The following is a 17,943-nucleotide window of genomic DNA, read 5'->3' on the forward strand; positions in this document are numbered from 1 at the left end:
TCTGCGTGCAGTACCCGGCCGTTGGTCCGATCAGCCGCGTGCCTTGCGCCCGTCCTTGCGCTCGCGCACCCGCACCGAGATCCGGACGGGACTGCCGGTGAACCCGAACTCCTCGCGGAACCTGCGCTCCACGAACCGGCGGTAACCGGCCTCCAGGAAACCGGTGGTGAACAGCACCAGTGTCGGCGGGCGCGGGTGCGCCTGCGTCGCGAACAGGATCTTCGGCTGCTTGCCACCGCGCACCGGCGGCGGGCTCGCCGCCACCAGGTCCGACAGCCACGAGTTGAGCCGCCCGGTCGGGATCCGGGTGTCCCAGGACTCCAGCGCCGTGCGCAGCGCCGGCGCCAGCTTCGCCACCGAACGCCCCGTCTCCGCCGAGACGTTCACGCGCTCCGCCCAGCGGGCGCGCACCATCTCGCGGTCCAGCTCCTTGTCCAGCCGGTGCCTGCGGTCCTCGTCGACCAGGTCCCACTTGTTGCACACCAGCACCAGCGCCCGGCCTGCCTCGATGACCATGCCGATCACCCGCAGGTCCTGCTCGGTCAGCGGCTCCGAGGCGTCGATCAGCACGACCGCCACCTCCGCCGCCTCGATCGCGGCCTTGGTGCGCAGCGACGCGTAGTACTCGGTGCCGCTGGCGGTGCGGACCCGCTTGCGCAACCCGGCGGTGTCGACGAACCGCCACACCTCGCCGTCCAGCTGCACCAGCGAGTCCACCGGGTCCACCGTGGTGCCCGCGACGTCGTCGACGACCGCGCGCTGCTCACCGGTGAGCCGGTTCAGCAGGCTCGACTTGCCCACGTTCGGCTTGCCCACCAGCGCCACCCGGCGCGGGCCGCCGGTGGCGCCGAACTGCTCGTGCGGCACCTCCGGGAACACGTCCAGGATCGCGTCCAGCAGGTCACCGGAACCGCGCCCGTGCAACCCGCTGATCGGCCGCGGCTCACCCAGGCCCAGCGACCACAGCGCCGCGGCGTCCGCCGCGGTCCGCTCGTCGTCGACCTTGTTCGCCGCCACCAGCACCGGACGCTTCGAGCGGCGCAGCACCCGCGCCACCGCCTCCTCCGTCGCGGTCGCCCCGACCTGGGCGTCCACCACGAGCAGCACCGCGTCCGCCGTGGACATCGCCATCTCGGCCTGCTGGGCCACCGCGGCCTGCAAGCCCTTCGCGCCCGGCTCCCAGCCGCCCGTGTCGACCACGGTGAAGCGCCTGCCGTTCCACAGCGCGTCGTAGGCCACCCGGTCCCTGGTCACGCCCGGCTTGTCCTGCACCACCGCCTCGCGGCGCCCCAGCAACCGGTTCACCAGCGTCGACTTGCCCACGTTGGGCCTGCCGACCACCGCCAGCACCGGCTGCGGACCACCTTCGGCGTCCTCCTCGGCGCCTTCGACACCGTCGAACTCGGCCCACTCGGCCTCGTCCGACCACGTCCCGTCCAGGCCGCCGTCGAGCGGCGCACCCACGTCTTCCGGGCCGCCCACCGACTCTTCGGTCACGCTTGTTTCCCTCTCGCATCGTCGCTTTCGGAGGTCCCGGCGATCAGCCCGTCCAATTCGGCGATCAGCCCGACCAGTTCGTCGCGGACCTGCTCGGTCGCAGCCGTCAACCCGGCGCGCCCCTTGGCGACCGGCAACGTCACCGGCTCGCCGAACAGCACATCCACCCTGGGCAGCAGCCTACGGCCCCGTCCCTCCGGACGGCGCGTGCCCCGGCAGGCCACCGGCAGCATCCGCGCCCCGGAGGTCCGCGCCAGCCACGCCGCCCCGTGCTCGGCGTTGGCCACGTCGCCACCGCCGCTGCGGGTCCCCTCCGGGAACACCGCGACGAGCCCGCCCGCGCGCAGCACCCGCACCGCCGCCAGCAGCGGGGTGCGGTCCGGTTCTCCGCGGCGCACCGGGATCTGCCCGATGCGGCGGAGGAACCAGCCCAGCGGGCCCTTGAACATCTCGTGCTTGACCAGGAACACCGCTTCGCGCGGCAGCATTCCGAACAGCAGCGGACCGTCGATCAGCGAGCTGTGGTTCGCCACCAGCACCAGCGGTCCCGTCCGCGGCACCCGGTCCAGGTGGTGGACGTGCGTGCGGTACGGCAACCGCACGAAGGTCCGGCCGATCCACCGCCCGAACCGGTGCATGCGCCGCGACGCGCCTTCCGGCAGATCGCCTTCGCCGGGCTCGCTCATCGGATCGTCCCCACTCCGGCGAACAGCCCGCGGGCCTCCGCCAACCCCAGCAGACGGTCCAGCACCCCGGCCACGTCCAGGTCCGTCGTGTCCAGCTCCACCGCGTCCTCGGCCATCCGCAGCGGCGACACCGCGCGCCCGGAGTCGAACGCGTCCCGCCGCTGCACGTCCGCGTGGGTGCGCTCCAGGTCGGCGAGCCGCCCGGCCGCCACGTCCTGGTCGCTGCGGCGGCGCGCCCGCGCCTGCGCGGACGCGGTGAGGTACACCTTCAGCCCCGCGTCCCGCGCGACCACCGTGCCGATGTCGCGGCCTTCCACGACCACGCCGCCCGGCGAGGCCAGCGCATCGGCGATGATCCGGCGCTGCTCGGCGACCAGCAGCTCGCGCACCCGCGCCACCGCCGACACCGCGGAGACCGCGCCGGTGACCTCCGGACCCCGGATCTCCAGCGCCACGTCCTCCCCGGCCATCGAGACCGCCGGGTCCCGCGGGTCGGAGCCCATCTCGGGCAGCGAGGCCGCCGCGACCTCCGCCACCGCGTCCGCGTCCGCGACCGGGACCCCGGCGCGCAGCACGGCGAGCGTCACCGCCCGGTACATCGCGCCCGTGTCGAGGTACGACGCCGACAGCGCCGCGGCCAGCTTCCGGGCCACCGTGGATTTCCCAGTGCCCGAGGGACCGTCGAGGGCCACCACCCCACGAAGCTCGGCGTGTGCCACGTCGAGTCTCCTCCTTCATCACCGCCGGCCGAGGAAACGCCGGACCAACAGCCCATTGTGCCCGCTGGTCCGAGCGGTTCCCCACTCGCGTCCGGATCCGGCGCGCGCCGCCCCCACCACCCGTTCGCGCTGCCCGTTCCGCCCCGGTTCCGCGCCGGTTCCGCGCGGGGCACGCACGTGCGCGCGGGTTCCTGTACTAGGATCGAACACGTGGACGTCACAGTGACCCCGCTTCCGGGACTCGGGACCCAGCAGGACTTCGTTACTCGTTCCGGGCACAGGATCGGTGTGATCACGTATCGCGACGGACGCTTCGAGCTGATCGTCTCCGGTCACGACGACCCGGACAAGGTAGCCGCCTCGGCAGGTCTGACCGCCGAGGAGACCAACACCCTCGCCAACTTGCTCGGCGCCCCCCAGCTGGTGGCCCGCCTGAGCGAGCAGCAGCGCGAGGTTGCCGGGATCAACACCTGGCAGCTCCCTGTCGATCAAGGCTCTCCCTACGACGGGCGCACTCTCGGCGAGACCGAGATGCGCACCCGCACCTCGGCGTCGATCGTCGCCGTGGTGCGCGGCGGAACCGTGCACCCGTCACCGCGTCCCGATTTCGAATTCAGTGCCGGCGACCTCGTGGTCGTGGTCGGCACCGCCGACGGCCTGCGGGCCGCAGGCGAGATCCTCGAACGCGGCTAGGCGCTCCGCGCCGAACGCCGCGAGGTGATGGTCGTCCGCACCGCCCGGGAGCACCGCGCTCTCGGGCGGGAACCCCGTGCGCTCTGGGCACGGGACAACTGAACAGGTACTCGGACAGGGCGAGAGGAAACACTGGTGCACGACACGGCGATCTCCCTCATCGAACTGGGAGCGGTGTTCTTCGGTCTCGGAGTTCTCGGCCGCCTCGCCTGGAAGATCGGCATCTCACCGATCCCGCTTTACCTCATCGGCGGAATCGCTTTCGGAACCGGCGGCTTAATACCGCTGCACGGTATCGAGCCGTTCACGCATCTAGCCTCCGAAATAGGCGTGGTGCTGCTCTTGCTCCTACTCGGGCTGGAGTACTCGGCTGGCGAACTCGTCACGGGGCTCCGGCGTTCCTGGCTGGCAGGTCTGGTGGACCTGGTGCTCAACGCGGCCCCCGGCGCGATCGTCGCGCTGCTGCTGGGGTGGGGCCCGATCGGCGCGCTGACGATGGCAGGCGTCACCTACATCTCCTCCTCCGGCATCATCGCGAAGGTCCTCGGTGACCTGGGCAGGCTCGGCAACCGCGAAACACCGGTGGTGCTGTCGATCCTGGTCTTCGAAGACCTGGCGATGGCGCTGTACTTGCCGATCCTCACCGCGGTGCTCGGCGGGGTGAGCCTGCTGGGCGGGTTGACCGCCGTCGGCGTCTCGCTGATCGTCATCTCGGTCGTGCTGGTGGTGGCGCTGAAGTTCGGGCGCTACGTCTCGGCGCTGATCGACAGCCCCGACCCCGAGGTGTTCCTGCTGCGGCTGCTGGGTTCGGCCCTGCTGGTCGCCGGGATCGCCTCGGAGCTGCAGGTCTCGGCGGCGGTGGGATCGTTCCTGCTGGGCATCGCGATCTCCGGTTCCACGGCGCAGAACGCGACGCGGATGCTGGAGCCGCTGCGCGACCTGTTCGCCGCGGTGTTCTTCGTGGTGTTCGGCTTGAACACGGATCCTTCGAAGATCCCGCCGGTGCTGGGCTTCGCGCTGCTGCTGGCGGTGGTCACCGCGATCACGAAGATCGGCACGGGCTGGTTCGCCGCCCACTCCCAGGGGATCGGCAAGATGGGCCGGGCGCGCGCGGGTGCGGCGCTGGTGGCCCGTGGTGAGTTCTCCATCGTCATCGCCGGCCTCGCGGTCGCCTCGGGCGCCGTCTCGGGCGAGCTGGCCGCGCTGGCCACCGCTTACGTGCTGCTGATGGCGATCCTCGGGCCGGTCGCGGCGCGCGTGGTGGAGCCGGTGGCGCGCAGGCTGGTCTCGCGGAAGCAGGCCGCGAAGGCGTGAACCCGCGGCACGGCGCGGATCTTCCACCTACCCGCTGAGGTCTCCCGCGCGGCCGAGCGCCGCCGGACCCGTCCAGGCCGGGGACGCCGGACGACCACCAGGTCGCCGCGCCTCCCCGGCCTGCTTCGTCTCCGGGTCTCCGGCGAATTGATTTCACCCGGCACTGAGACGATCGCAGATTCCGAACACGTCGGGCGAAGAAGAACCCGCCTCGCCGAGCGGGGCGGGTTCTCCGGGAAGATCACATGCCGACGGCCCGGTAGAGCGCGCCGACCTCCTTGCGGTCCAGCTTGCGGATCGCGCCGGGACGCTCGTTGCCCAGCCGGACCTCGTCGATCGCGGTGCGCACCAGCCGCTTCACCGGGTGACCCACGTGCTCCAGCACCCGGCGGACGACGTGCTTGCGGCCCTCGTGCAGCACGACCTCGACCAGCGCGCGCCCCTCGTTCACGTCGACCAGCCGGAACTTGTCCAGCTTCACCGGACCGTCGTCCAGGGTGACCCCGGCGCGCAACCGCTTGCCCAGGTCCTTCGCGATCGGCCCCGGCACCTCGGCCAGGTAGGTCTTGAGGACCTGGTACGACGGGTGCATCAACCGGTGCGCCAGCTCACCGTCGTTCGTGATCAGCAGCAGGCCTTCGGTGTCCACGTCCAGCCGCCCCACGTGGAACAGCTTGCCGTCCCGCTCCCGCAGGTAGTCGCCGATGCACGGCCGCCCCTGGTCGTCGGACATCGAGCAGAGGATGCCCTTGGGCTTGTTCAGCAGCAGGTGCTGCACGTCCTCGTTCACGACGACCCGGGTGCCGTCCACGTGGATCACCGAGTTCTCCGGGTCCACCCGCCTGCCGAGCTCGGTGACGACCTCGCCGTCCACCTCGATGCGGCCCTCGGTGATCATTCCCTCGGCGGCGCGGCGCGAAGCCACCCCCGCTCGGGACAGCACCTTCTGCAGGCGGATTCCCTCCGGCTGCGCATCCGCGGCGGAGGAAGAAGCCGGGGCACGGTGTTCAGACATCGTCGATCGTATCCACTTCAGGCAGCAGGGGAGCCAGCGGCGGAAGGTCCTTCAGCGACGACAGGCCGAGCCGTTCCAGGAACAGCTCCGTCGTGCAGTACAGGAACCCGCCGGTCTCCGGGTCGGTACCGGCCTCCTCGACAAGGCCGCGCCCCACCAGGGTACGGATGACGCCATCGACGTTGACACCGCGTACCGCCGCCACCCGCGCCCGGGTCACCGGCTGCCGGTAGGAGATGACCGCGAGCGTCTCCAACGCGGCCCTGGTCAGCTTCGCGCGCTGCCCGTCGAGCAGGTAGCGCTCCACGTACGGCGCGTAGGTCTCCCTGGTGTAGAACCGCCACCCCTCGCCGACCCGGCGCAGGTCGATGCCCCGCCCGGCCTCCTCGTAGCCGCTGGCCAGCCGCTGCAGCGCGGTGCGGATGCGGGCGACGGGCTGGTCCAGGACGTCGGCCAGCAGCTCCTCCCCCGCCGGGACGTCGACCACCAGCAGCAGGGCCTCCAGCGCGGAGTCCAGGGCGTCGTCCTCGGTCAGGTCCGGCGGGGTGCGGGACACCGCGACGGCCGCGTCGGACCGGGCCGGGGCGTCGTCCTCGGGTTCGGAGCCCGCGGGGCGCCCGTCCTCGGCCTGGCCGGTTCCGGGCGCTACCTCGGCCGGATCTGCCGCCGGGTCTTCGGCTCCGGTGGGCGGGGTGTCGATGGCGTCGGTTCCGGACCGCTCGTCGGCGGACGGCTCTCCGGTCGCGGACTCGTCGCCGGTGGAGTCGGCGTCGTCCGGCGCGGCAGTGCCCGTCCCGGCGTCGTCCGGCTCGGCGGCTCCCGGCTCAGCCGTGTCCAGTCCGGCGTCGTCCGACTCGGCAGACCCCGGCTCGGCAGCCCTCGGTCCGGCAGCCCTCGGTCCAGCAGTGCCCGGCTCGGGAGTGCCCGGCTCGGCGTCGTCGGTGTCGGCGCCCGGTTCCGCGCCCGGCTCGGCGGCGGAGATCTCGTCCACAGCGGCCTCGCCACCGGCGGGCTCGGCCGCGGGGAGCTCGTCGCCGACGGGTGCACCGCCGATGGGCGAGTCGCCGGCGGACGTGCCCGCGTCCGGTTCACCGCTCACCACGCGGGATCCGGTCGACGGCTCGGCACCGGCCCGGCCGTCACCCGGCTCGGCGGGCCGAGTCCGTCCCCCCGGCACGGTCTCCGGCGCCACCGCCGCATCCGCGGCCTGCTCGGCCTCGTCCGCACCGGAAGCTTCGTCGTGCACTGCGCTCACCCGTATTCCTCTTCGTTCGCGCTGCGCCGGTCGGCCTCGGCCGCCAGCCGCGCGTCCTCCAGGCTGCCGCCGACCCAGCGCACCACCAGGTCGCCCAGCGGATCCTCCTGCTCGAACGCCAGCACCTTCTCCCGGAACAGCTCCAGCAGCGCCAGGAAGCGGGCGACGATTTCCACCGTGTGCTCGCAGTCCGCGACCAGCGCCGAGAAGTCCGCCGCGCCCCACTCGGCCAGCCGCACCCGCAGCAGCGCGGCGTGTTCGCGCACCGACACCTGGTGCTGGTGGATGTGGTCCAGCGACACCGACGGCGGCGGCTTCGGCCGGAACACCGCGGCCGCGATCTCCGCGAGCCGCTGCGGCCCCACCCCGATCATCACCTCGGGCAGCAGGTTCTCGTAGCGCGGCTCCACCGCCACCGACCGCGGGTAGCGGCGCAGCGCCCCCGCTTCCAGCTCGCTGAACAACGCCGCGACCTGCTTGTACGCGCGGTACTGCAACAGCCGCGCGAACAGCAGGTCCCGCGCCTCCAGCAGCGCCAGGTCGTCCTCGTCCTCCACGTCGGCGGCGGGCAGCAACCGGGCCGCCTTCAGGTCCAGCAGCGTCGCGGCCACGACCAGGAACTCGGTCGTCTCGTCGAGGTTCCAATGCTCGCCCAACGCCTTGGTGTAGGCGATGAACTCGTCGGTGACCTTGTGCAGCGCCACCTCGGTGACGTCCAACTGGTGCTGCGAGATCAACTGCAACAAGAGGTCGAACGGGCCCTCGAAGTTGTCCAGCCGCACCGTGAACCGCCCGGTCGAGGCGGTTTCCTCCGCGGCGGCCACGCCCGGAGCCTCGGCGTCGGCCTCGTCCTGCACCTCAACAGCATCGACCCCGCCGGGAACGGAGTCGGTCACTCGCCGGACTCCCGCCGCAATTCGCGCACCAGCACCGAATCCGCACCCCGCGCCTCAAGATCAGCGAGCAGCATCGCCACCCCTTCACGCACGACCCTGCCGCGATCCACCGCGATGCCGTGCTCAGCGCGCAGCGCGAGCCGGGCCTGTTCCAACGCCAGCAACTCCTCATCGGAGACGTACACGGTGATTTTCGCATCGTGCTTGCGGCGTCCCGACCCCGACCTGCCCCGCGATCCGCCGGAGCCCGGCTCGGCCGCACGCGCACCGGCGCCGGGGGCGGGCTCGATCCGGGGCTCGGCAGGTGGTTCCGGCAGCTCGGAGGCGCGCGCCGTGGTCCGGAACAGCTCGGACGCACCGGGCAGCTCGGCACGACGCCTCACGCGCCCTCCCCGACAGCGGATCGCACGGGAACCGTCACCGCGCGATCACCTCGCGCGCCAGCGAGCGGTACGCCTGCGCGCCTGCGGAACGCGGCGCCCAGCGGGTGATCGGCTCCCCGGCGACCGTCGTCTCCGGGAAGCGCACCGTCCGGTTGATCACGCTGTCGAAGACGACGTCGCCGAACGCCTCGACCACGCGCGCCATCACCTCGCGGGAGTGCAACGTCCGCGGGTCGAACATGGTCGCCAGGATGCCGCTGATCTCCAGCTTCGGGTTCAGCCGCTCCTGCACCTTCTCGATCGTGTCGATCAGCAGGGCCACCCCGCGCAGGCTGAAGAACTCGCACTCCAACGGGATGATCACGCCGTCCGCGGCGGCGAGCGCGTTCACCGTCAGCAGGCCCAGCGACGGCTGGCAGTCCACCAGGATGAAGTCGTACTCCTTCATCGCCGGGAACAGCACGCGCTGCAGGGTCTGCTCGCGGCCCACCTCCGCGACCAGCTGCACCTCGGCGGCCGACAGGTCGATGTTGCTCGGCAGCAGGTCCATGCCCTCGACGGTCGTGGACATCACCACGTCCCGGATGTCGACGGACCGCTCCATGATCACGTTGTAGATCGTCTGGTCCAGCTGGTGCGGCTGCACCCCCAGGCCGACCGAGAGCGCACCCTGCGGATCGAAGTCCACCAGCAGCACCCGGCGCCCGTACTCGGCGAGCGCGGCACCCAGGTTGATCGTCGACGTCGTCTTGCCGACGCCGCCCTTCTGGTTGCACATGGCCAGCACCGAGGCCGGGCCGTGCCGGTCCAGCAGCGGCGGTTCCGGGACGTGCCTGCGCGGGCGGCCGGTCGGGCCGATGTTCGCGTCCGGCGACAACTCGGCCTCACCGCCCGAAGCCGAGGGCTTGTGCGGGGCGATGCTCAGGTCGACCGCGCCCCGGGACCGCCCTTCGGCGGAGGGCTGCGGTGTCGACATGGCGCTAGGACTCCTTGTCTGCCGGCGACGATCATACCGATCGAGCGCAGCCTAAGTGGCATTCGCGACCAGCGGCAACGCGCCTCGCCGAGCACCGGCGAAATGCGTTCCACCCCACTCCATCGGGTTCACGGGTCCCGCCGCAACGCCCTCGGATGGGCGGTCGCGTACACCTCGCGCAACGTGTTCACCGTGACCAGCGTGTACACCTGCGTGGTCGTCACCGAGGCGTGCCCGAGCAATTCCTGCACCACTCGCACGTCCGCTCCGCCTTCCAGCAGATGGGTGGCGAACGAATGCCGCAGCACGTGCGGCGACACCGCGCTGCTGATCCCCGCCCGGTCGGCGGCGGACTTCAACGCGTTCCACGCGCTCTGCCGGGACAACCTGCCGCCGTGCGAATTCAGGAAGACCGCCGCGTCGCCCTTGCCGCGGGCGGCCAGCACCGGCCGCGCCCGCACCAGGTAGGCATCCAGCGCCTCCAACGCGGGACGCCCGATCGGGACCAGCCGCTGCCGGCCGCCCTTGCCGTTGAGCAGCACCGTGCGCTCCGCCGAGTTCACGTCGTCGACGTCCAGCCCCACCGCCTCCGAGATCCGAGCTCCCGAGGAGTACAGCAGTTCCAGCAGCGCCCGGTCCCGCAGTCCGCGCACGTCCCGGCTGTTCGCCCCGTCCAGCAACCGCAGCACGTCGGCCACCGGCAACGCCTTCGGCAATCGGCGGGCCGGGCTCGGCGGCGACACCTCGCGCGCGACGTCCGCGTCCACCCACCCCTCGGCGTGGGCGAACCGGTGCAGGCCGCGCACCGCGACCAGCGCCCGCGCCGCCGAGGAGGGCGCGAGCGGCGGGTGCTCGTCCGTGCCCTCGCGCAATTCCGCGGCGAACTCCGCCAAGTGCGACGCGGTCACCTCGCGCAACGCGCGCACTCCCGAACCGGCCAAGTGCCCGCCGTAGCGGCGCAGATCTCGCGAATACGAATCCAAGGTGCTGCGGGCGCTGCCCCGCTCCACCGCCAAGTGGTCCAGGAAACCGGAGCAGGCGGTGCGCAATCCCTCGGGAAGGTCCTCGAAGGCTTTCACGGGCCGAACTCCTCTGCGCGAAACGAACAGGTCGCAGCGTAAGCCGCCGCACCGCCGGAACTCCGGCCACCCGCCATGGTGCCGAAGGACTCCCGACCGCGAGCAGTGCGTATCCCGCAACGAGAGAACGGAGCAAGCGCGATTAGCCCGAAAGCATGCCGACCCGCTCCGAATCGCCATTCCGAGCGGCCCGGTTCGACTAGCCTGATCACCGTGACTTCCCCGTACGATCCCGGCCGGATGCGCATCGGCGACCACGAGCGGGCGCAGGCCATCGAAGCGCTCGGCGAGCACTACTCCCTGAGCAGGCTGAGCCTCGGCGAGTACGAGGAACGCGTCGACCAGGCGACCCGCGCGGTCACCGGCGACGACCTGGTGGCCCTGTTCACCGACCTGCCCGCGCCCCGCCCCGCCGGAGGCGCGGCCCCCTACCCGGCGGCACCTCCCCCACCCGGGCCGAGCTGGGGCCAGGGCGCCCCGATGCCGTACGGCATGCCGCGGAACCCGTACGAGGACGTCGCGCTGTCCGACAAGTCCAAGCTCGGGGCGGGGTTGTTGCAGATCCTGCTGCCGTTCGGGGTCGGGCGGTTCTACACCGGGCACACCGGGATCGCGGTCGCGCAGCTGCTGTTGTTCACCCTCGGCGGGTTGATCTTCTGCGGGTTGGGCACCATCGCTTCCATCATCTGGTGCGTGATCGACGGGATCGTCATCCTCAGCACCGAGAGCACCGACTCGAACGGGCGCGTGCTGCGGTCCTGAGCCGGTCGTGCTCGGGTGGTGCGGCGCGGGAGCGTTCGGGCCGGCATCCGATCGGCGGCGAACCGCACGGGTCGATCCGCCGGGGGGCGTAGGACTCCGGTCCGCGTCTGAACGCCCGGATGGAGCCGGTGCCCGGAGAAAGCCGGGTGATCGGATCGGGAGGCGGGGCCGACCGTATCGGGGCCCGGCCGCCGGATCGGGCCGTGCCGGCGGACTGGGCGGGATCACCGGGCCGAACCGGACCACCGGGCCGGACCGAACCACCGGACCGGACCACCGGATCGGACCGGCTGCCGGGCGGGGGCGGGTGTCCGGGCGAGCGGACCTCGACATGGATCGGGCGATTGAATCGAGGCTGGGCGTCGGGATGGCGTCGCTCGCCGGGTGCGGCTGCCGCACGAACAGCTGCAAGATCAACTCGAAGCGACAGGTGACATGTCGTCCCTGCTGCCGAGTCCCCCGGTACCGGCCGTCGGAGTTTCCCGCGGTCCCGGGCCTGCGAGTGGAATCGAGATCAGCGCGGCGGCGGGCCCTCCATCCCGTCCACGCGCACCGGCACCGGGCACCTCTGCGCCGGAACCGACTGCGCACAGCCGAACGCCCCACTCGATCGACCGATCGAGTGGGGCGCTGCACATCAGCTCTGCGCGGGACCGCTTCCCGTCAGCCGGGCAACCGCTCGGCCAACCGGTGCGGGCGGTCGAGCCACTCCGCCGACGCGGGCCGCGGCTCGGCACGACCGGACCGGACCGCGGCCGCCGCCAGCAGTCCGGACACCGCGGGAGCGTTCACGATCTCCCCGGCGAACACCATCCGCAGCGCCTCGTCGAACGGGACGCGGCGCACCACCAGGTCCGCTTCCTCGTCACCGGCGGCAGGCGGCCTGCCCACCTCGGTCAGGGAGCGGGCCAGGAACACCCGCTCGCTCTGGTCGGTGAAGCCCGGGGACGAAGCGATGTCCACCAGCACCGACCAGTCCTCGGCGGCGAGTCCGACCTCTTCGGCGAGTTCCCGCTGCGCGGTGCGCAACGGGTCCTCCCCCGCGACGTCGAGCAACCCGGCGGGCAGCTCCCAGAGCCGCCGCCCCACCGGGTACCGGTACTGGTGGATCAGCACGACCCGGTCGTCCGCGTCGAGCGCGACGATCGACACCGCACCGAGGTGCTCGACGACCTCGCGCCGCGCCTGGCCACCGCCCGGCATCGCGACCTCGTCGGCCCGCAACGCGAGGATCTTGCCCACGTACACGTCCTGGGACGCGACGGTGGCGAACTCGTGCGTGCCGTCGGTCCGCTGGACGTCGCCACCACCACTACCCGTGCCGTTCGTATTCGCTGCGCTCACGGCGTCACCCTACGGGCCGGATCAGACCCCGGCTTCCACGTTGTCCGACAGCTCGACCGGAAGCCGCTCCGCCGCGCGGTAGTCGACGGCGGCCCGGACGAAGGCGGCGAACAGCGGGTGCGGGCGGGTCGGCCTGCTCTTGAGCTCCGGGTGCGCCTGCGTGCCGACGAAGAACGGGTGCTGCTCGCGCGGCAGCTCCACGAACTCCACCAGGCGGTCGTCGGGCGAGGTGCCCGAGAACACCAGGCCGGCCTTGGTCAGCCGGTCGCGGTAGGCGTTGTTCACCTCGTAACGGTGCCGGTGCCGCTCGGCGATCTCGGTCTCGCCGTACGCCTCGGCGACCACGGACCCCTCCAGCAGCTTCGCCGGGTAGGAACCGAGCCGCATCGTGCCGCCCATGTCCCGGTCCCCGGAGAGCACGTCCCGCTGATCGGCCATCGTGCTGATCACCGGGTGCTGGCAGGGCTCCTCGAACTCGGCTGAGTTCGCCCGCTTCAGGTCGGCCAGCGAGCGGGCCGCCTCGATCACCATGCACTGCAGGCCGAGGCACAGGCCGAGGGTGGGGATGCCGTGCGTGCGGGCGTAGCGGATCGCCCCCAGCTTCCCCTCGATCCCGCGCACGCCGAAGCCGCCGGGGATCAGCACGCCGTCCATGCCGGCCAGGGCGTGGGCCGCCCCCGCATCGGTGTCGCACTCGTCGGAGGGCACCCAGGCGATCTCGACCTTCGCGCGGTGCGCGAACCCGCCCGCGCGCAGCGCCTCGGTGACCGACAGGTACGCGTCCGGCAGGTCGACGTACTTGCCGACCAGCGCGATCCGCACCCGCTCGGTCGGCTTGTGCACGCGGTCGAGCAGGTCGCCCCACACCGTCCAGTCGACGTCCCGGAACGGCAGTCCGAGCCGCCGCACCAGGTACGCGTCCAGGCCCTCGCCGTGCAGCACCCGCGGGATGTCGTAGATCGACGGGGCGTCCGGGCAGGCGACGACGCCGTCGGAGTCCACGTCGCACATCAGCGCGATCTTGCGCTTGAGGTCCTCGGGGAGCTCGCGGTCGGCCCGGCAGACCAGCGCGTCGGGCTGGATGCCGATGTTGCGCAGCGCGGCCACCGAGTGCTGGGTCGGCTTCGTCTTGAGCTCGCCCGACGGCGCCAGGTACGGCACCAGCGACACGTGCAGGAAGAAGCAGTTGTCCCGGCCCACGTCGTGCCGCATCTGGCGGCACGCCTCCAGGAACGGGAGCGATTCGATGTCGCCGACCGTGCCGCCGACCTCGGTGATCACGACGTCGGGCGTGCGCCCGTCCTCGTCCGGTTCGGCCATCGCGCGGATGCGGGCGATGATCTGGTCGGTGATGTGCGGAATGACCTGCACGGTGTCGCCCAGGTACTCACCCCGGCGTTCCTTCGCGATGACCGCCGAGTAGACCTGCCCCGTGGTGACGTTCGCGTTCTTGGTGAGGTCCCGGTCCAGGAACCGCTCGTAGTGCCCGATGTCGAGGTCGGTTTCGGCCCCGTCCTCGGTGACGAACACCTCGCCGTGCTGGAACGGGTTCATCGTTCCGGGGTCGACGTTGAGGTAAGGATCGAGCTTCTGCATCGTCACCCGCAGTCCGCGGGAGGTCAGGAGTTCGCCGAGGCTCGACGCGGTCAGGCCTTTGCCGAGCGAGGAGGCGACACCTCCCGTGACGAACACGTGCTTGATCGTGCGTGTTTGCGGCACCAAGAAGGCTCCCCGTGGTCAAGCCGTCGCCGGGCTGAATGAATCTGCGCTGGCAGGACGGCTGAATCCGTCGCTCCCACGGGATTTCAGCCTAACGCACGATGAACCGCGGGTACACGGCGACCCGCATGGCCTCCACCACGGCGCAGAGCTCCAGGTCAACCGCCGTCGGGGGCACAGTCCGGACGACCACCCCAGTCACCGCACGCGCCCCGCGCGGTCACCCGGACATCGCGGGGCTCCCTTCCGCGCGGAGCCAGCGGACCGATTCCTCGGGTGGCAGCGCGGCCGCCGCCAAGCGTCGCAGCAGCTCGTGGTGCGCCCCCGCCGAAGCCGGGTCGTCGGCGAGCTCGGTGGCCCCGGCGGCGGAGGTCACCACCACCTCGGGCAGGTCGAGTTCGAAGGACAACACCGAGAAGGGCACCCCCGTCGCCAGCGCGCCGGCGCTGAACGGCAGCACCCGGACCGCCACCGTCGGCAGTTCCGCGAGCCCGCGCAGCGCGTCCAGCTGCCGCGCCAGCACCTCCGGACCGCCCACCTCGCGGCGCAGGGCCGACTCGGCGAGGACCAGGTCCAGCGCCAGCGCGCCACCTTCGACCCGGCGCCGCCTGCGCCGCAGCACCTCCAGCGACCGCTCGGCCGCCTCCGACGAGCGCTCCGGAGCACGGGCGTCGTCGACCGCTGCGGCGTACTCGTCCGTCCGCACCAGCTCGGGGAGCTCTTCGACGGCGAACGCCCGCACCACGACCGCCTCCGCCTCGAACCCGACGTGCCGGCGGACGTCCGGGGGCAGGACGTCCCGGTACGCCTCCCACCAACCGCGGCCTCGCGCGGAGTGCGCCAGCTCGACCAGCCGGTCCCGCCGGTCGGCGCCCGCGTGGCAGATGTCGGCGAGCGCGATGACCGCCTCCACCCCGACCTGCTGGCGGGCACCTTCGATCTTGCTCACCTTCGCCTGCGGCCAGCCCAGCCGCTGGGCCACGTCGGCGTGGGTCAGCCGCGCCGCGTGCCGCAGCTCCCGGAGTTCGCCCGCGAGCAGGTGCCGCCGGACCATGGGGCTCGGTTCGGTGCGCGGCTGGCGGTCGTCCTGCTGCCGGTCGTCCTGCTCCGGGCCGCCGGGCGCTCGCCCTGTCGAGCCGGGGTCCGCGGCGCTTCGCATCTCGTCCATGGATCCGATTCTGGCCGCGATCTTCGGCGCAGCACAGGAATGTCACTCCATCGAATTATCGCGGATCGAATAATTCTCGAACATCATCGATGGCATGGCTCTCCGAACCCGGCTCGGCACCGACCCGACCCGCCGCGTCCACCCCCGTCCCGAGGCGCGGCGCGGGTGCCCCCCGTGCCGAGCCGCCCAGCCGGGCGGCGCCCCCGCGTCCGCGCCGCCCGGCGCGGCCATACCGCCGGGCCGGGCACCGCGCCGGTCAGTCGCGCACGCCGGGGACCGCTCCCTGCGCGCTGCTGGCCGTGCCGTAGTGCCCGGCCCGGTGGTCGAGCTGCTCGCGGAGCGCCAGCACCGCGGCCACCCGTCCCTGGGGGCTGTCCGCGTTGTCCACCGTGGACAACGCGGAGGACACCGTCCGGTCGGCGCGGGCGACGCCGACCGCCCCGTCGCCGTCGGCGGAACCGCGCGCACCCGCGAGCACCGCGCCGCCCCCGGAGCGGTCCAGCTGCGAGGCGAAGCGGGCCAGGAAGGCAGCCCGGTCGGCCGCACCGGGCTCTGCCCCGGGGCCCGCCTGATCGCCGCCGGTCATCACCAGCGCGAGCGGCGCGGCGCGCACCTCGCCCACCACCGTGGCGAAACCGCCCTCGGACAGGCCGGTCAGCGCCGCCGCGCGCTCCTCCGGCGAGACCTGCGGCGCACCGGCTCCTTGGTCGAGCAGGGTCAGCGGCCCCAGCAGCCCGCCGGTCAGCGTTCCGACGTCGGTGGCGGTGGGCAGCTGCACCCCCGCGGGGAGCAGCCGGGTGACCAGCTTCCGCGCCTGGTCGGCCCGATCCGGTTCGGCGATCGCCCGGTCCAGCTGCACCTCACCGGTCACCTCCGCGCCCGACTCCTCGATCAGCCGGCGCATTCCGGCGCGGTCCTGCTCGGAGACGTCCCAGGTGCTGAAGAGGACGACACCGCGATCGGCCAGGCTGCCGCGCACCGTCATCGGGGCCGTGGCCGCGCTGAACCGGTTGGCGCCGTCCAGCTCGTCCCGGAGCGCGGTGCGCTCCGCACCGAGCTCGTCGACCTGGTTGCTCAGCGAGTCGCGCTCCTCGCCGACGTGCGAGAGCAACCGCTCGCTGAGCGAGGTCGAGCCGAGCACGATGCCGACCCCCAGGGCCAGCAGCACCGCGGCCAGGGAGATCACGTGTTGGCGCATCGAGATCATGCGAACCACTCCTGCAGCTGCCCGAACGCGGACCGGCCGAAGTCGGCGAGCACCGCGAGGAAGGACGTTCCGAACCCGGACACCGCCAACGCCACGCCGAGCACCAGCAGCGCGGCCACCAGCAGCAGGACCACCGCCCAGTTCGACCCGGCGTTGCGCTGCAGCGCGGTCACCGCGGCACCGTCGACGAGCCTGCTCCCCAGCCGCAGCCGGGTCAGGAACGTGGACGGGTTGGAGCCGGACCGGCCGCGGTCCAGGAACTCGTGCAAGGTCGCCTGGAAGCCCACGGTCACCACGAGGCGGGCGTTGTGAGCATCGGCGATCAGCAGCGCAAGGTCCTCCGGGTTCCCGGAGGCGGGGAAGGTCAGCGCACCGATGCCGAGGTCCTGGATGCGCGCGATCCCCGGTGCGTGCCCGTCCAGGTGCGCGGGCACCACGACCTCGGTGGCCCGCTTCAGCGTGTCCTTCTCGATGCCGTTCGGATCACCGACGATCACGTCCGGGCGGTACCCGGCCCGCAGCAGCGTGTCCGCACCTGCGTCCACCCCGATCAGGACCGGCCGGTAGTGCTTGATGTAGCGCTTGAGGCGCTTCAGGTCGTCGGCGTGCCCGTAACCGGGCACCAGGACCAGGACGTGGCGGTCCTCGATGGGCACGGTCACCGCGGGCACCCCGACGCCGTCGAGGATGAGCATCCGCTCGGTGCGCAGGAACTCGATGGTGTTCGCCGAGAACGCTTCGAGCTGCGAGGTCATCCCCGTCTTGGCCTCGATCAGCTGGTCCGCGATCGAATCGGCGTCCTGCTCCACACCGGACGCGATCTCGCGGTCGCCCGAGTAGATCGTGCCCTCGTGCAACCGCACCTTGGAACCGTCCTTGACCGCGCGCATCGCCTCCCGGCCGGCGCGGTCGATCAGGGTGACGCCGGCCGCGGACAGCACCTCGGGGCCCAGGTTGGGAAACCGCCCCGAGATCGACGGCGCGGCGTTGACCACCGCGATGACCCCTGCCGCCACCAGGACGTCCGCCGTCCGGCGGTCGAGGTCGACCTGGTCCAGCAGGACGATGTCACCGGGACCGAGCCGCGAGGGCAGCTCGCCGGTGCGGCGCGGGACCCGCGCCGTACCGGTCACTCCCGGCAGCTCCTCCTCCTGACGTGTGAGCAGACCACTGAGCTTCATGCACCGATGGTGACAAATGGATCACCGCCCGGGAGGTCGCCACGCCGTA

General features: G+C 72.2%; 17 protein-coding genes. 3 read left to right on the top strand and 14 right to left on the bottom strand.

Annotation, left to right across the window (positions count from 1 at the left end; translation table 11 throughout):
• Positions 1-30: 30 nt before the first annotated feature.
• Genes der through cmk form a run of 3 tightly spaced genes read right to left on the bottom strand, consistent with a single transcriptional unit; the run spans position 31 to position 2,902 of the window.
• A complete protein-coding gene (der, locus tag H1226_RS18355) occupies positions 31-1,497 on the bottom strand; it encodes a ribosome biogenesis GTPase Der (RefSeq protein ID WP_258341835.1) in 1,467 nt (488 codons plus the stop codon).
• Positions 1,494-2,183 carry a lysophospholipid acyltransferase family protein gene (locus H1226_RS18360; protein ID WP_224958174.1) on the bottom strand — a complete coding sequence of 230 codons (690 nt, stop codon included), beginning with the start codon at positions 2,181-2,183 and terminating at the stop codon, positions 1,494-1,496. Before H1226_RS18360 ends, der begins: the two co-directional genes overlap by 4 nt.
• Positions 2,180-2,902, bottom strand: a complete 723-nt coding sequence (cmk, locus tag H1226_RS18365; RefSeq protein ID WP_224968397.1) for a (d)CMP kinase — start codon at positions 2,900-2,902, stop codon at positions 2,180-2,182. Before cmk ends, H1226_RS18360 begins: the two co-directional genes overlap by 4 nt.
• A gap of 210 nt (positions 2,903-3,112) precedes the next feature.
• Here cmk and H1226_RS18370 point away from each other — a divergent pair, with 210 nt between their 5' ends.
• Together H1226_RS18370 and H1226_RS18375 are read left to right on the top strand one after the other, a co-directional pair.
• Entirely contained in the window at positions 3,113-3,595 is a 483-nt protein-coding gene (locus tag H1226_RS18370) for a cation:proton antiporter regulatory subunit (protein WP_224958169.1), read from the top strand.
• Positions 3,596-3,730: 135 nt separating this feature from the next.
• Positions 3,731-4,909: a cation:proton antiporter gene (locus tag H1226_RS18375; protein ID WP_224958167.1), complete on the top strand. Its 1,179-nt coding sequence runs from the start codon at positions 3,731-3,733 to the stop codon at positions 4,907-4,909.
• 241 nt (positions 4,910-5,150) lie between these two features.
• Here the strand turns inward: H1226_RS18375 and H1226_RS18380 are convergent, their stop codons facing one another.
• From H1226_RS18380 to xerD, 6 genes are all read right to left on the bottom strand, one after another.
• Complete coding sequence (locus H1226_RS18380) at positions 5,151-5,924, bottom strand: pseudouridine synthase (protein WP_224958165.1); 774 nt, start codon at positions 5,922-5,924, stop codon at positions 5,151-5,153.
• The gene (scpB, locus tag H1226_RS18385; protein ID WP_373689960.1) at positions 5,917-7,179 is read right to left on the bottom strand and encodes an SMC-Scp complex subunit ScpB; all 1,263 of its coding nucleotides are present in this window, start codon (positions 7,177-7,179) and stop codon (positions 5,917-5,919) included. Before scpB ends, H1226_RS18380 begins: the two co-directional genes overlap by 8 nt.
• Positions 7,176-8,036, bottom strand: a complete 861-nt coding sequence (locus H1226_RS18390; RefSeq protein ID WP_425565780.1) for a segregation and condensation protein A — start codon at positions 8,034-8,036, stop codon at positions 7,176-7,178. The genes scpB and H1226_RS18390 overlap by 4 nt, the downstream gene beginning before the upstream one ends.
• Before the next feature lie 35 nt (positions 8,037-8,071).
• The gene (locus H1226_RS18395; protein WP_258341836.1) at positions 8,072-8,458 is read right to left on the bottom strand and encodes a hypothetical protein; all 387 of its coding nucleotides are present in this window, start codon (positions 8,456-8,458) and stop codon (positions 8,072-8,074) included.
• 34 nt (positions 8,459-8,492) lie between these two features.
• The gene (locus tag H1226_RS18400) at positions 8,493-9,434 is read right to left on the bottom strand and encodes a ParA family protein (protein WP_224958163.1); all 942 of its coding nucleotides are present in this window, start codon (positions 9,432-9,434) and stop codon (positions 8,493-8,495) included.
• 128 nt (positions 9,435-9,562) lie between these two features.
• Positions 9,563-10,513: a site-specific tyrosine recombinase XerD gene (xerD, locus tag H1226_RS18405; protein ID WP_258341837.1), complete on the bottom strand. Its 951-nt coding sequence runs from the start codon at positions 10,511-10,513 to the stop codon at positions 9,563-9,565.
• A gap of 213 nt (positions 10,514-10,726) precedes the next feature.
• Here xerD and H1226_RS18410 point away from each other — a divergent pair, with 213 nt between their 5' ends.
• Entirely contained in the window at positions 10,727-11,275 is a 549-nt protein-coding gene (locus tag H1226_RS18410; RefSeq protein ID WP_258341838.1) for a DUF1707 domain-containing protein, read from the top strand.
• A gap of 663 nt (positions 11,276-11,938) precedes the next feature.
• Here H1226_RS18410 and H1226_RS18415 read toward each other — a convergent pair.
• The 5 genes from H1226_RS18415 to steA all read right to left on the bottom strand — a co-directional run bounded on the left by H1226_RS18415 (position 11,939) and on the right by steA (position 17,894).
• Positions 11,939-12,619 (bottom strand): NUDIX hydrolase, encoded by a 681-nt coding sequence (locus H1226_RS18415; protein WP_309148742.1) that lies wholly within the window; start codon positions 12,617-12,619, stop codon positions 11,939-11,941.
• A gap of 21 nt (positions 12,620-12,640) precedes the next feature.
• Positions 12,641-14,338: a CTP synthase gene (locus tag H1226_RS18420; protein WP_373689962.1), complete on the bottom strand. Its 1,698-nt coding sequence runs from the start codon at positions 14,336-14,338 to the stop codon at positions 12,641-12,643.
• Between the two features lie 220 nt (positions 14,339-14,558).
• Positions 14,559-15,506, bottom strand: coding sequence for a helix-turn-helix domain-containing protein (locus H1226_RS18425; RefSeq protein ID WP_258341839.1), 948 nt, complete (start codon positions 15,504-15,506; stop codon positions 14,559-14,561).
• Positions 15,507-15,762: 256 nt separating this feature from the next.
• Positions 15,763-16,713: a copper transporter gene (locus H1226_RS18430; protein WP_258341840.1), complete on the bottom strand. Its 951-nt coding sequence runs from the start codon at positions 16,711-16,713 to the stop codon at positions 15,763-15,765.
• Positions 16,710-17,894 carry a putative cytokinetic ring protein SteA gene (gene steA, locus H1226_RS18435; RefSeq protein WP_258341841.1) on the bottom strand — a complete coding sequence of 395 codons (1,185 nt, stop codon included), beginning with the start codon at positions 17,892-17,894 and terminating at the stop codon, positions 16,710-16,712. Before steA ends, H1226_RS18430 begins: the two co-directional genes overlap by 4 nt.
• Between the last annotated feature and the right edge of the window lie 49 nt (positions 17,895-17,943).

The sequence above is a fragment of the Saccharopolyspora gregorii genome (assembly GCF_024734405.1).
Lineage (GTDB): Bacteria > Actinomycetota > Actinomycetes > Mycobacteriales > Pseudonocardiaceae > Saccharopolyspora_C > Saccharopolyspora_C gregorii.

What these genes read in the sequence shown, in the direction of transcription:
- H1226_RS18360 (WP_224958174.1), bottom strand. Translation starts at nt 2,183, where the DNA reads ATGAGCGAGCCCGGCGAAGGCGATCTGCCGGAAGGCGCGTCGCGGCGC.
- H1226_RS18380 (WP_224958165.1), bottom strand. Translation starts at nt 5,924, where the DNA reads ATGTCTGAACACCGTGCCCCGGCTTCTTCCTCCGCCGCGGATGCGCAG.
- H1226_RS18400 (WP_224958163.1), bottom strand. Translation starts at nt 9,434, where the DNA reads ATGTCGACACCGCAGCCCTCCGCCGAAGGGCGGTCCCGGGGCGCGGTC.
- H1226_RS18425 (WP_258341839.1), bottom strand. Translation starts at nt 15,506, where the DNA reads ATGGACGAGATGCGAAGCGCCGCGGACCCCGGCTCGACAGGGCGAGCG.
- H1226_RS18430 (WP_258341840.1), bottom strand. Translation starts at nt 16,713, where the DNA reads ATGATCTCGATGCGCCAACACGTGATCTCCCTGGCCGCGGTGCTGCTG.
- steA (WP_258341841.1), bottom strand. Translation starts at nt 17,894, where the DNA reads ATGAAGCTCAGTGGTCTGCTCACACGTCAGGAGGAGGAGCTGCCGGGA.